The following is a 12,737-nucleotide window of genomic DNA, read 5'->3' on the forward strand; positions in this document are numbered from 1 at the left end:
GCCCTCCATAAGCCGACCTCTCATGAATCACGCAAACCCTTTCATGGGAATCCCAAAAATAACCCGCCCGCTAAAAACCTGCCAAAGTAGTGCTAAGCAAGCCTTCTGACCAAACCGCAAGTATGGCGGCGATAGCCATTAGCCGAGCAGGATCACCGGACGCAAAACATGTCGTCGCGATCCCGCCGGTTCCGACGGAAAACGACCCAAACGGTATCGATCCAACCGCTGTTTCCAGTGTGCTTCTGAACGGTCGACGTGCCGCACATGCCAGCCGAAAGTCCGATCGCAATCCAAATAACGGAGGCGTAATCCAAGTTTTCATCCTGCCGTATATCCGGGATGGTGCTACGAGCGGAGATGGAACCCAGTTCAAAAATCGCCGGCAGTCGAGTGCTTTTTTTAATTGGCGTGGAGGCGTAAAGAAGATCCCTTTCCCCGAATACCTGGTCGTCGTTTCACATGTCATCGGTTTACGGTTTCGACTGCGGGGCGTGACCGAAATCGCGAGCGAACGGGCGCAGGAAAATGAAAGCAAGCAGGTGAGGAATGCTCTAAGTTCGGACCTTGCGACGTTAAAAGGAATGCTCGTTCGCCTGGGCCCAACAATCCGATTTGCAAAGGGTCATCCATCGATCCGCAGCGTGATCCAGGAACCTATGCCTGCGGACGCAGCTGACAGCACTGTGCCCCACATCACGTCTACAATTGTCAACGTCGTCGACCAGTTCTTCAGCGTGGACTGATTGGTCAAGTCGTAGGTTGCATAGGCGGTGAAACCGACAATGGCGCCGTAGAGTGCGGCCGTAGCCGGAGAACCGGACATCAAGCCTGTCCTGACGGCAAGAATTGTAAGTCCGGCCGCATAGATCAGATAGAATGCGACAGCCGGAACGAGCCGGAAGTCCGGCGTCAGCGTGTCACCCAAGGTCGGCCGATACAGTCGATTGGCCATGCTGCTCAGCCAGAGAAAGTCGATCGCGACAAAGACGATCAAAGTGGCGAGATAGGCAACGAAGTACATCTTCACTTTGCTCTCCTTTGTCCGCGCGCACTCGAAGCATGTTCGATCGTGTAAAGCCCGACATCGATGCACTCCTCCTCGAAACCCGCCTCGCAGTAGCAGAGATAATAGTTCCAAAGGCGTCGGAACCGCTCGTCGAAGCCTTGCTTCGCAATGGCTGGCCAATGCGCTTGAAAGCGCGACCGCCATTCCGACAGTGTCCGAGCATAGGATTTCCCGAAATGCTCAATCTCCGTGAGTTTTAGTCCCGCGGAGGACACCGCTGCTTCGAGCGCCTTGTCCGAAGGCAGGAATCCGCCCGGGAAGATATATTTCTGGATGAAGTCGATGCCGCGGCGATAGGCCTCGAACCGGCCTTCCTCGATGGAGATGATTTGCAGCACTGCACGACCGTCATTTTTCATGCAGCGTTTCAAGGCTTCGAAGTAGCTTGCCCAATAGGCTTCGCCGACAGCTTCGAACATCTCGATTGACACAATGCGATCGAACTGGCCCTCTACATCGCGGTAGTCCTTCAACTGCAGATCGATCTGGCGAGCCTTGTTGCCTTTATTCACCGCGTCTTTCGCCCAAACCAGTTGCGACGGTGAAAGGGTCACGCCGACGACCTCGGCATTCGATCTGGTTGCAAGTTCAAGGGCAAGCGCGCCCCAGCCGCATCCCAGTTCGAGCACGCTTTCACCGCCCTTGAGCGCAAGCTTCTCTTGAATCCGGTCGAGGTGTTTCTGCTGGGCGGCTTCGAGGCTTAGCGTCGCATTGTCAAAGATCGCGGAGGAATACAGCATCGTCTCATCAAGCCATTCCCTGTAGAAATCGTTGCCGAGATCGTAATGGGCCTTGATGTTGCGTCGACTTCCATTTTTCGTATTGGCATTCAGGAGATGGCGGGTTCTGTTGATAAGCCGCATCAAGACGTTGCCGTCGATCGCCCTCGCTAGGGCATCCCTGTTGCGTGATGCGAGCCGAATGACCGCCGTCAGGTCAGGCGTCGTCCAGTCTTCCTCAATAAACCCTTCGGCAAAGCCGATACTGCCAGCCGTGACGAGGCGGCGAAGCATTCGCCAGTTCCGCATGACGATTGTTGCATCGGGACCGGGTCTGGTACCGGACTTTTCGACAACGATACCGGACGGTAGCATGATCCTCAGGCGCCCAGAATGAAGATTCCCGATCAGACGTCCCAAAAGCCGGCCTCCGAAGCCTAGTTCGTCGCAATGAGCCGGCAGCGGACGTGGCAAATGAGAGAAATCGTCAAACTGACTCATGAAACTCGATCTTTCGATGCTGTGCGCTTTCCTCGATGCGGTCGTTGCGGACCAAGGAAACGGAATGTTTCGGCGGCTTCGGACGCACACGCAGGCGAACACCCTTCAGCCAGATTTTTATCGCCTCCCAATGGATGCCGCCGATAACCCGAAGCGTCAGTAAGGGAGTGGCGAAGAATGTCTTCAGCAGGGCGGCGTCTGTCAGTTCGGTCCGCTGCGCCAGATGTCGAGCCGTCAGCAGCAGCCCTTCCTCGTCCAATGCACCGATACTGATTAAAATCTTGTCCGAAGGAGGCAGAACACGGAATTCGTAACGAAGGTTCATATCCATGAACGGCGAGACGAAGAATGCCTTGTCACAAAGCTGGACGATCTCCGCCCCGTCGGGTGTTTCGACAGGGATCATATAGCCGTGGCGCTCCCCGAACGTATTGTCCACCTCCCAGAGGATCGCCCTCAGCGCCCCATCCTTGCCGTAGCAGAAGAACGCGCTCAACGGATTGAAGGCCCAACCCAAAAGCCGCGGCATGGTCAGCAGGCGAATGGAACCGCCATCCGGCTCGACGCCTGCCGCCAACATACTGCGCTCCACCTGCTTCTTGAGGTCGGAACCGGAGCGATCGCCGCGATCCTTGCGGTAAAACGAAAAGACGTTGAAGCGATCGACGGAAAATAGCCTCAGCCCCCGGTCGAGGGCCTCAAGTTCGTCGAGATCGATGAGAAGTGAATAGATGTGATAGGTCAGCCGGTGCTGTTTTGGCTTTAGCCGCTTATGCGTCACCTTCCCGGGAAAAAGTGCCGACTGGAGCTTGGCCGTCATGCCGGCACCTCCAGACTTGAGGAAAGTTCCACCGGCCTTGCCAACGGCCTGCGAACGATGCGGCCGCTTTCCTGCGGGACCGTCCAAGGGCGTCGCACGCCACCAAGATCCTCGGCAACGGCAAGCCCGGCTTGAATACCATCCTCATGGAAGCCGGAGCCGAAATGCGCGCCGCAGAACCACGTATTGCGTTGGCCCTGTAGCGACCAGATCTCATGCTGCGCCCGGTCGGTATCAAGGTCGAATACCGGATGGTCGTAGGTCTCGCGGCGAATGACGGTCCCATCGCACGGCTCGCGGCGTGGGTTGAGCGTCACAAAAGTCGGCGGTGCTGCTCCCAAAGGCTGCAGCCTGTTCATCCAATAGGTGATCGACGGTCGCGTAGGGCCCTCTCGTGTCTCGGAGACATAGTTCCAACTGGACCAGGCAGCGCGCCGCTTCGGCATCAGGCTGGCATCCCCGTGCAGCACCGCCTCGTTCTGCGAATAACGAAAGACACCCAGAATTCGTCGCTCGTCACAAGTCGCATCGGCCAGCATGCGAAGCGCCTGATCCGCATGCGTTGCGATCACGACATGATCGAAGACGTGCATCTCGCCACGGGCGTCCCGGATCTCCACAGATCCGGGCAGACGACGTATTGCGTCCACCGCTGTTGAACGCAGGATGCGATCGGCGAACGGTCGGGTCAGCCTGGTCACGTATTCCCGACTGCCGCCTTTCACAGTGCGCCAGGCAGGACGATCGTGCAGGTCGAGGAGCCCGTGATTGTGGCAAAACTTCACGAAGCCGGCGGCTGGATACGCACCAACCTGCATGGCGGGGGTCGACCAGATCGCCGCTGCCATCGGATAAAGGTGATCATCGCGGAATGCTCGACCATAGCCGTTGTGGGTGAGGTAGTCGTCGAGAGAAATGCCTCCCATCATTGCTAGATCACGCGGCGCACAACGATAGAACCGCAAGAGATCCCGTATCATCGACCAGAAACGCGGTCTGACGAAATTGGATTTCTGGGCAAAAAGACCGAGGCCTTTGCCACCGGAATATTCGAAGGTGCCGTCGTTTAGCGAGACAGCGAATGACATGTTGGAGGCCGCGGTTGGCACGTCGAGCGCACGGAAGAGTGCGGTCAGATTGGGATATGTAACCTCGTTATAGACGATGAAGCCGGTATCGACTGTAGTCGCAATACCGCGACGTTCGAATTCGACGGTATTGCAATGACCGCCGATGCGATCGGCAGCTTCGAACACCGTTATGTCGTGGCGTTGCGACAGGAGCCAAGCCGCCGACAGACCAGAAATACCACTGCCGATTACGGCGATATTCAGACGTTTTTCGCCCGTACTCCGATGGTGAAACGACATGTGCAGTCCTCTTGGTTCGGCCCGTCTCCGGCCCTTGGCCAGCCTTTTCCTCAACCGCATGTACGAGAGCAACTTCCGCTTAGTTTGGTTGGGAGAGAAAATTTTTCAGTCAGGTTTTTTGTCAACGCGAGCTTGAATCGTGCCTCGCCGTGGCTGCATTTCCACGGAACAAGTCACAAGGCGCGGTGAACGGTTCGCCTCTTGGCGGCCGGATGTCGCTGGGCACGGGTACTCCCGTAAGTCGTCAATCTGAGATCCAGCCGGACGGCCTGTGGCGTGGAGGGCATTAGGGAATGGAGCAATGCGCGCTAGCGACATACCGATCTGTCGAACGGAAAAGTAAAGAAGCCGCTTGAGCGGGATGATCAAAATTAATAGCACAACGTGCGCAACATGCCTTCGTAGTTCGGCTTTTTGCTACAGTCTTGCGCCGATGCTGTGATGGCGCCACGCCTCGGAACCGTGGTTGCCCCGCCTTTTGCTTCAATTGAGCTGCATCCAACCGCGATCAGGGCCGTGGCCTCGATCAGCGCTCCGACAAGGAGAAGCCGCGCAAGCGTTTGAGATCCCTTGCAATCACGTTGATCTACGACAACGTCGCACCTCAAGCTGCAGGAATGTTCTATCATGACGCGCCTCGGATCTTGGAACGTATATTGTTTCGTAAGAGCGGCTCTATCGCACCCTTTGATGTTTCTTGAAGCGTTGTGGCGGTGGAAGGGACGTATGAGTTTCACCTCAACTTTCACCCGAACCGAATTGGCTAGTTCCGTAACTTCGCGGCAGTTCACATCATCTCACGCACTCATGGTCGGGCATGGTCGGGACATCTCTCGTCCATGTTTACGCATGGAGAGCGATTTAGATCAGTCCAAAGCACTTGCTCCCCGGGATAGAAGTCTTGTCACGGTCAGCAGCCTGATGGCTGGCTGAAATGTCGCCCAGATCAAATTTCATCTCGGCAAGGCGATGGACAGCGGATTGACGGCGGCAGAGACTGGCGAAATTGTGGCCCATGTTGCCTTTATGCGGGTTGGCCCGCCGCGTTTTCAGCCGCTCCGGTGGTTGGCGAACTATTGAAGGGCCAAGGCCGGTAAACCGACGCATCTTGTTGCGCGGACGCAAAAGGCGGAAAGGGAGTGCCATGCCGCATATCGTTGTAGAGATGATCAAGGGCCGGACAGAGGGCCAAAAGAAGTAACTGGCGGCACAGCTCAGCAAAGCCGTGATGTCGGTCTTGGGAAACGATGAAGGATCGGTGTCGGTGGCGATCGAACACGTTGCTCCAGCTCGCTGGGACCAGGACGGTTTCATCCCTGAAATCAAGGGTAGGAAGCACACGCTGTATCAGACGCCGGGCTACGCATCGGTCAATTGAGGCTCCGTCTTACCCGTCCATCCAATTGCGCGGGGCCGCATCCCTCGGGCCAGAACAACGCAGGTCGGCGTTTGGACAGATTTTTCTGCGGGCAGGCGCCCGGCTCGTTCACGCGCTGCTTTACGAGCCGACCTGCGCTGGTCGGCGGGGTGGAGTGGCCGGGCACTCAAAGTAACCTGGGCGTTCAGCCAAATCTGTCGAGAGCCGCTAACACTAAAGAGGCGGGGCATTCTGCTCCAAATAGAATTATGATGGTAGATAATGCTTTGCGGCGGCTGATTGGTGACGGCCAGCAAAAAAAGAACCCCGCGTTGCTTGCGGGGTTTGGAGATGAACATCGAAATGCGCCCAAAAGCCAGAGCGCAGTCGAACTGTATCCAACGGTTTGCAAGCCTTCAAGCCTTTGTTCAACTCGTTCTGATGTCGTGCGTAATGTCGTCTCCAGCGAATCCGTCTCCGTCGCATTCAACGGTCGATCCGATCCGGACGTCCCGCTAGGCCGTGCCAGGTTTATGATCTCCTGCATTTTGACCGCCCTAGCAGCATGGAACCTATCTACGCCGCCAACTCGTTCAGACGAACGCAGGGAGCTGGCGGCCGTTCCGAGGATCGAGGGTGACGAACGTCAACTGGGAACAAGGATGCATAAAAGCATAAGCCGCGGTCTGCTATCGGGCATTCCCGAAAGTCCCTTAATACAGTGGACGCAGGTCGCACTGCGGAAAAGAAACCCCGCAGTCTCGGGTGCGGGGTCGGAATTGTGCTTCCAGGGGTTTCAATTCTGAAGCGTGCGGGAAACGGTCGATATCGGGCCTTTGTTCCTGCGCATGCGCAAAAAGTTTCCACCTGAAGGAACGGTGGACGATCATCGGACTGGAGGTAGGTTTGAGAGTGGTTGACCCAGTGGGCCTTCCACGCCGGTGCGACTGTATGGAAGACAAGCGTCTCTGGAAACGCAAAGGCCCCGCCGGAGAACAAGCGGGGCCATGCTGAAAGGGAAACAACGGTGACGTGCAAACCCTCCCTTTCGACGGTTCCAACAACGGTCGTTGGCTATTGCTCAGAGCATTGCCGGGCCTCCTTCGGCTTCACAATGCACCACAGCCCCGACGGCTGAACCCTCCCGTCACCGCCGTTTGCCCAGCAGGGGAAGTGAAATGCATCGAGCGCTCAATGGAAAAATGCCCCGCCTGAAACAAAAAAGCGGGCAGTTCAAGCGGCAGTTTCTGGAATGACGGGGAAGTGCGACCCCGTTCTTCCTGCGGCCGAACAATACACGTGCCCTTTTGTTCCAGGGATCCATGGCGCTCGGAGTTGCGTAGTCAAATGGCGGCGGACAAGCTCAGTATGACGCCGGTCGCCGTATTGAGCAGCACGAAGTGGTTATCGACCCTGACCCACTCTTGTCCGATGCCCGGTTCGTGCAAACCAAAACGGTGATAGTCCTTCACGCTGCTGTACCAGCGCCAATTTTGCATTGGGCGGCCTTTGTCCAGCCGGTACCCCCATTCGTCTGGCTCACGCCGTTGTTCTGCTTGTGAGTGGGAGACTGCCAGCATCATGCCGGCAATTGCGAAAGCGACAGGCTTCATCAGATATCCTCGTTCATTGGACGAGGGCAGCTAAGAGGCCATGCGGTTAACAGAGGCTTAATTTCGGGATGATGGTTTACAGTCACAGCACCTTCATCCCGGTTGTCTCCGAGTCGCCGGATCATGTCGGACTGATTTGCTGCAAAGGCGCATTGACGACCTCAACAAACTGACCGCGTTCCAGCCTCATCTCTTGCAAATGACAGAGAGCCTCATGAGCGCGGAGCGGACCGCGGACATCAAAACGCGGCTGTGTTCGAGCGTTGACTTTGATTCACGTGTGTGTTCAATGGTTTGGCGGGAGAGGATCAATTTTTGGCCATTGCGACAGACGTCATTTCGCAACTCGTTCGCGCCGCGAACGAGGTCGATAAGATTCAGCCTGACGAGTTCAGTGGGCTGATCTATCGGTCGATTGTTGTTATCCGGGACCTCCGCGAATCTGTCGGCATCCCAGGAAGCGGCACGCGGAGCGACGCCATTGTCTTGCTTTGGGCGCTTGCAAGGTCGGCACCCAGTCGAAGCAGGAGTGAACTTGGCGAGGCACTCCTCCAAGCCGCCGACATGATCCGCACGCTGCACATTGTCGCCGACAGCGGCGTCGCGATAGATCTAAAGGTCATGGAACACGTGGACTGAACAGTCCTTACATCAACAACTGGGTATAGGAATGTGAGCGCCCTTGGTATTGTCGACGAGGAAATGTATCTGCGGGCATCCGTCTCGTCCATTCTTTCGAAGGCAACGTCCCGTGCTCGTCTCGGGCCGCTGACTGGCAAATTTGTGGTTTGTCGATCTGCCCGGTGCTTTCCGACAGAATCTGGTTATGTCAGAAATTGCAGCAGCTGAAGAGATGGATTCGTAAGCCAGTGACGATCGGGTTTGCCCACGCCGAATTGATCGCCGTCCTTGTTGCCGTTACAGGCAACGAGCCACGTGTCATGACCATTCGCGCCGGCGAGGCATTGCCATCGGGGCCCTTCGAGATGGGTCATAGAACCTTGCAAAGCGGGTTGCGTGAATGGGTTCAGGACCAGACCGGTCATCCGGTCGGCTATCTGGAGCAGCTCTACACCTTCGCTGACCGCGACAGGAACAATGAGATCCTTGGCGGCAGGACGATTTCGATAAGCTACCTGGGCCTTGTGCATGAAGAGGCCGCTCGGGGTGGTGGTCGGCCTGGCTGGCAGGGCTGGTACAGCTATTTTCCCTGGGAGGACCGGCGGTCAGGGCGACCAGCCGACACGGATCGTATCGAAGCTCGTCTGACGGCATGGGCCGAGCGGGATCCGCACCGGCAACAGGACCGAATGCGTCGAGCACGTTTTGCCTTCGGGTTCGGCGGCGCGCGGTGGAATGAGGATCTTGTCTTGCAGCGGTACGAGCTCCTCTATGAAGCGGGTCTGGTCGCGGAGTCGGGTAGGGAGATGGATGCCAACGCCGGTCGGACAATGTTTGCCGATCATCGGCGTATCCTCGCAACGGCGATTGCGAGGTTGCGGGCAAAGATCAAGTATCGCCCCGTCGTCTTTGAGCTCATGCCCGAGAGCTTCACTTTGCTGCAATTGCAACGCAGCGTCGAGGCTCTCGCCGGGCTGACGCTCCATAAGCAGAACTTCCGGCGATTGATCGAACAGCAGGACCTTGTCGAGGAAACTGGCGAGAGGATGAGCGAAACGGGCGGCCGGCCCGCGAAACTTTTCCGTTATCGCCATGCTGTGCGTGAAGAGCGCGAGCTGTCCGGATCCAGGCTTCCCATTTCACGCGGTTGACATATGCTCAAAAGGAGAATATCTATTGCGTCCACGATATACTCATAGAGAGTATAAATTGGAGCATGCCATGAATCGCAACGTTTCCGCGTCCTCCCTTTATGAGCGCGTCCAGCGTGTTATTCCGAAAGCAGAGTGGATGTCGTTCGAAGACGACGTCGAGGCGATCCTCGATCTCAAGCGAAAACGCAACGCGGTCATCCTTGCTCACAACTATCAGACACCCGAGATTTTCCATGGTGTAGCCGACATCGTTGGCGATAGTCTCGCTCTTGCGCGCAAGGCCATCGACGTCGAGGCCGACGTGATCGTGCTGGCCGGCGTGCATTTCATGGCCGAGACAGCCAAGCTCCTCAACCCGGGCAAGACCGTCCTCATTCCGGATATGGGAGCTGGCTGTTCGCTTGCTGACTCGATCACGCCCGAGGACGTGGCGCTTTTGCGCAAGGCACATCCAGGCGTGCCTATCATTACCTACGTAAATACCTCGGCGGCCGTGAAGGCCGCGTCCGACATTTGTTGCACGTCGGGTAATGCGAAGCAGGTGGTTGAATCGCTCGGCGTACCGCGCGTGCTGATGATCCCAGATGAATATCTCGCTCGCAACGTCGCGCGTGAAACGGATGTCGAGGTGCTCGCCTGGCACGGTCACTGTGAGGTCCACGAGCTGTTTACGGCAGACGATGTCAGGCAACTTCGTGAAAACCACCCGGGCGTGACGGTTTTGGCACATCCGGAATGTCCGCCCGATGTCGTCGCGGCCGCCGATTTTGCGGGGTCAACTGCGGTCATGTCGGACTTCGTCGGACAGCGGCGCCCGGCTCGCGTTGTGCTGCTGACGGAATGCTCCATGAGCGACAATGTTTCCGTCCATCATCCTGATGTCGAATTCATTCGCCCTTGCAATCTTTGCCCGCACATGAAGCGGATCACCTTGGCGAACATCCGCACAGCCCTCGAGCAGAATCGCCACGAGGTCACTGTCGACCCGGAAGTAGCCGTCGCTGCAAGGCGGGCCGTTGAGCGGATGCTCGCCATATGATCGGGCGGTTCGACGATTTGAACGGCAAGGTCGTCGTCGTCGGAAGCGGCCTTGCCGGCCTCATGACAACCCTTACGCTTTCGCCGCAACCGGTCGTGCTCGTCACCCGTGGGGCAATCGGAGAACACACATCAAGCGCCTGGGCGCAGGGCGGGATCGCTGCAAGTCTAGGTAGGGATGACGGGGCCGATCTGCATCTCGTTGATACGCTCGCGGCCGGTGACGGCCTCTGCAATCCCTTAGTTGCCGCTGATATTGTCGCCGAGGGTCCGGCGGTCATTGCTAGTCTGGAGCGGGCAGGTGTCACGTTCGACCGGGACAGCTTAGGGCACCTGGTGCTGGGGCTCGAAGCAGCTCACTCCCGTCGCCGCATCGTGCATGCTTCCGGAGACGGATCAGGTGCGGCCGTCGTCGCCGCACTTCTTGAGGCCGTTGCGGCAACGCCCTCGATCACCGTTCTTGATGGGACCGAGCTGCGCTCCCTTCTGACATGTGATGGGACCGTCAGCGGCGTGGTCGTGTCCAGGGCTTCGCAGCTCACGGCCATCGCGACCAACCGGGTGGTGTTGGCGACCGGCGGGATTGGCGGCCTTTACGACTCCACGACCAATCCGGTCAGCAACTTCGGTCAGGGCATTGCATTGGCTGCGAGGGCCGGCGCAGTGCTTGCCGATATGGAATTCGTACAGTTTCATCCGACAGGACTCGATTCGGCGCGGCGTCCGCTTGCCCTTGTGAGTGAGGCGGTTCGGGGCGAGGGAGCAATCCTCCTCAACGACCGGGGAGAGCGCTTCATGTCGGGTATTGCTGGGGCGGAACTTGCGCCACGCGACGTCGTCGCGCGTGCCATCAGTGCCGAGCTGTCAAAGGGGCGACGCGTCTTCCTCGATGCTCGTGGGGCACTTGGCAATCGGTTCGCCACCCGCTTCCCGACCATCGATGCGCTATGCCGCGAGGCAGGCATAAACCCGGGCTCTGACATTATCCCCGTTCGCCCGGCCGTTCACTACCACATGGGCGGAATTGCAACCGATGCGAGGGGCCGGAGCTCGGTTTCGGGACTTTGGGTTGTCGGGGAGGCCGCGTCAACGGGTCTCCACGGAGCCAACCGTCTGGCAAGCAATTCCTTGCTCGAAGCCGCCGTCCTCGGCGTACGGGCCGCGCAAGATCTCAGCGGCACCGTCGAAGGGGCCATTCGACGGGTTCGATCGATGCCTCCTTCGCAGGCGCCGGACGCGTCTGCTGTAAGGGGTACCGTTTCGGCTAACCTCGGCGTCCTGCGCAACGCGGCCTCCCTTCGGACGGCGATTTCCACGCTGTTGCCGATCGCCGAAGGCACAACTTTAACAGCCGATCCGGCTATTGTCGCCCTGGCGATCGCCGTCTTCGCGATGCTTCGCGAGGAAAGCCGTGGCGCGCATGCTCGAACAGACTTTCCATCAAAGCTGCCGGCTGCAACCCGCCGGTTCATGACGCTCGCGGACATTCTTGATGCCGCGCATGCCAATATCCAGTCTTTTGCCAGGAGTGCCTGACATGTCCCTTGCTCCCTTGCCTCGTATTGTCATCGAACCGATGGTGCGCGCCGCGCTTATTGAAGATCTTGGGCTTGCCGGCGACGTTACGTCGGCTGCGGTCATCCCTGCGGACCACCAGTCGTCGTTCCTCATGGTCGCGCGGCAGCCCGGGACAATAGCTGGTCTTGATGCTGCGGAACTCGCGCTCCAGCTCGTCGATCCGACGATTGCAGTGACGCGGGAGGTGGAGGACGGTCGTCGGGTAAGTCCCGGTGATACGATCGCGACGATCAGCGGGCCGTCGCGCGGCATCCTGACCGGCGAGCGCACGGCGCTCAATTTTCTGGGGCATCTGTCAGGCATCGCGACGGTGACGGCGAACCTCGTTGACGCCGTTGCCGGGACAAAGGCGTCGATAGCATGCACCCGCAAGACGACGCCGGGGTTGCGCGCGCTGGAGAAGTACGCAGTTCGTGCCGGCGGCGGAATGAACCACCGTTTCGCCCTCCATGATGCCGTCCTCATCAAGGACAATCACGTTGCGATCGCAGGAGGTGTCGTCAACGCAATTCGACGCGCCCGCGCCGGCGTCGGTCACATGGTCAAGATCGAGGTCGAAGTTGATACGCTGGATCAGCTGCGCGAGGCCATGGAGGAGGGTGTCGATGCTGTCCTGCTCGACAACATGACGCCGTCACAACTCCGCGAAGCCGTTTCGATCATCGATGGGCGTGCCATTGCGGAAGCATCGGGGAGGGTTACGCCCGAAACCGTAGCGATGATCGCATCCTCGGGAATCGATCTTGTATCGGTCGGTTGGTGTACCCATAGCGCGCCGACGCTTGATATCGGACTGGATGCTCCACCCCAACAACTGAGCGGGCGACTGTCAAACGGGACGTCGGCGAGGGGATTCGCAGCCCTGTCCCTTACCTGTCGTCGGTAGGCAAGTTGACT

General features: G+C 58.2%; 11 protein-coding genes and 1 pseudogene. 7 read left to right on the plus strand and 5 right to left on the minus strand.

Features of this window, described 5'->3' with window-relative positions; all coding sequences use genetic code 11:
• Positions 1-625: 625 nt before the first annotated feature.
• Genes FHT76_RS39345 through FHT76_RS39360 form a run of 4 tightly spaced genes read right to left on the minus strand, consistent with a single transcriptional unit; the run spans position 626 to position 4,479 of the window.
• The gene (locus tag FHT76_RS39345) at positions 626-1,030 is read right to left on the minus strand and encodes a DUF2177 family protein (RefSeq protein WP_183759192.1); all 405 of its coding nucleotides are present in this window, start codon (positions 1,028-1,030) and stop codon (positions 626-628) included.
• Positions 1,027-2,289 carry a cyclopropane-fatty-acyl-phospholipid synthase family protein gene (locus FHT76_RS39350; protein WP_183759191.1) on the minus strand — a complete coding sequence of 421 codons (1,263 nt, stop codon included), beginning with the start codon at positions 2,287-2,289 and terminating at the stop codon, positions 1,027-1,029. Before FHT76_RS39350 ends, FHT76_RS39345 begins: the two co-directional genes overlap by 4 nt.
• Complete coding sequence (locus tag FHT76_RS39355; protein WP_183759190.1) at positions 2,276-3,109, minus strand: DUF1365 domain-containing protein; 834 nt, start codon at positions 3,107-3,109, stop codon at positions 2,276-2,278. The genes FHT76_RS39350 and FHT76_RS39355 overlap by 14 nt, the downstream gene beginning before the upstream one ends.
• Positions 3,106-4,479 carry an NAD(P)/FAD-dependent oxidoreductase gene (locus tag FHT76_RS39360; RefSeq protein ID WP_183759189.1) on the minus strand — a complete coding sequence of 458 codons (1,374 nt, stop codon included), beginning with the start codon at positions 4,477-4,479 and terminating at the stop codon, positions 3,106-3,108. Before FHT76_RS39360 ends, FHT76_RS39355 begins: the two co-directional genes overlap by 4 nt.
• An 858-nt stretch (positions 4,480-5,337) precedes the next feature.
• Between FHT76_RS39360 and FHT76_RS39365 the strand changes: the two are divergent.
• Both FHT76_RS39365 and FHT76_RS39370 read left to right on the plus strand, forming a co-directional pair.
• Positions 5,338-5,576 (plus strand): annotated as a pseudogene (locus FHT76_RS39365) (carboxymuconolactone decarboxylase family protein); the annotation flags it as partial.
• A gap of 131 nt (positions 5,577-5,707) precedes the next feature.
• Positions 5,708-5,857 carry a hypothetical protein gene (locus FHT76_RS39370; RefSeq protein WP_183864097.1) on the plus strand — a complete coding sequence of 50 codons (150 nt, stop codon included), beginning with the start codon at positions 5,708-5,710 and terminating at the stop codon, positions 5,855-5,857.
• Positions 5,858-7,179: 1,322 nt separating this feature from the next.
• On the opposite strand, the gene FHT76_RS39375 is transcribed toward FHT76_RS39370, so the two are convergent.
• Entirely contained in the window at positions 7,180-7,449 is a 270-nt protein-coding gene (locus FHT76_RS39375; protein ID WP_183759187.1) for an RcnB family protein, read from the minus strand.
• A gap of 315 nt (positions 7,450-7,764) precedes the next feature.
• Between FHT76_RS39375 and FHT76_RS39380 the strand changes: the two genes are divergently transcribed.
• The 5 genes from FHT76_RS39380 (at position 7,765) to nadC (ending at position 12,726) form a co-directional block, all read left to right on the plus strand.
• Positions 7,765-8,088: a hypothetical protein gene (locus FHT76_RS39380; protein WP_183759186.1), complete on the plus strand. Its 324-nt coding sequence runs from the start codon at positions 7,765-7,767 to the stop codon at positions 8,086-8,088.
• A gap of 230 nt (positions 8,089-8,318) precedes the next feature.
• Entirely contained in the window at positions 8,319-9,221 is a 903-nt protein-coding gene (locus tag FHT76_RS39385; RefSeq protein WP_183759185.1) for an NrtR DNA-binding winged helix domain-containing protein, read from the plus strand.
• 70 nt (positions 9,222-9,291) lie between these two features.
• Positions 9,292-10,263, plus strand: a complete 972-nt coding sequence (gene nadA / locus FHT76_RS39390) for a quinolinate synthase NadA (RefSeq protein ID WP_183759184.1) — start codon at positions 9,292-9,294, stop codon at positions 10,261-10,263.
• Entirely contained in the window at positions 10,260-11,798 is a 1,539-nt protein-coding gene (locus FHT76_RS39395) for an L-aspartate oxidase (protein WP_183759183.1), read from the plus strand. Before nadA ends, FHT76_RS39395 begins: the two co-directional genes overlap by 4 nt.
• Position 11,799: 1 nt before the next feature.
• A complete protein-coding gene (gene nadC / locus FHT76_RS39400; protein WP_405049543.1) occupies positions 11,800-12,726 on the plus strand; it encodes a carboxylating nicotinate-nucleotide diphosphorylase in 927 nt (308 codons plus the stop codon).
• The last annotated feature ends 11 nt before the right edge of the window (positions 12,727-12,737 follow it).

This window comes from Rhizobium sp. BK176 (assembly GCF_024808055.1).

Bases quoted from the DNA above. Each gene is read 5' to 3' on its own strand.
- nadC (WP_405049543.1), top strand. From the start codon at position 11,800: ATGTCCCTTGCTCCCTTGCCTCGTATTGTCATCGAACCGATGGTGCGC.
- FHT76_RS39370 (WP_183864097.1), top strand. From the start codon at position 5,708: ATGTCGGTCTTGGGAAACGATGAAGGATCGGTGTCGGTGGCGATCGAA.
- FHT76_RS39375 (WP_183759187.1), bottom strand. From the start codon at position 7,449: ATGAAGCCTGTCGCTTTCGCAATTGCCGGCATGATGCTGGCAGTCTCC.
- FHT76_RS39395 (WP_183759183.1), top strand. From the start codon at position 10,260: ATGATCGGGCGGTTCGACGATTTGAACGGCAAGGTCGTCGTCGTCGGA.
- FHT76_RS39355 (WP_183759190.1), bottom strand. From the start codon at position 3,109: ATGACGGCCAAGCTCCAGTCGGCACTTTTTCCCGGGAAGGTGACGCAT.
- FHT76_RS39350 (WP_183759191.1), bottom strand. From the start codon at position 2,289: ATGAGTCAGTTTGACGATTTCTCTCATTTGCCACGTCCGCTGCCGGCT.
- nadA (WP_183759184.1), top strand. From the start codon at position 9,292: ATGAATCGCAACGTTTCCGCGTCCTCCCTTTATGAGCGCGTCCAGCGT.
- FHT76_RS39360 (WP_183759189.1), bottom strand. From the start codon at position 4,479: ATGTCGTTTCACCATCGGAGTACGGGCGAAAAACGTCTGAATATCGCC.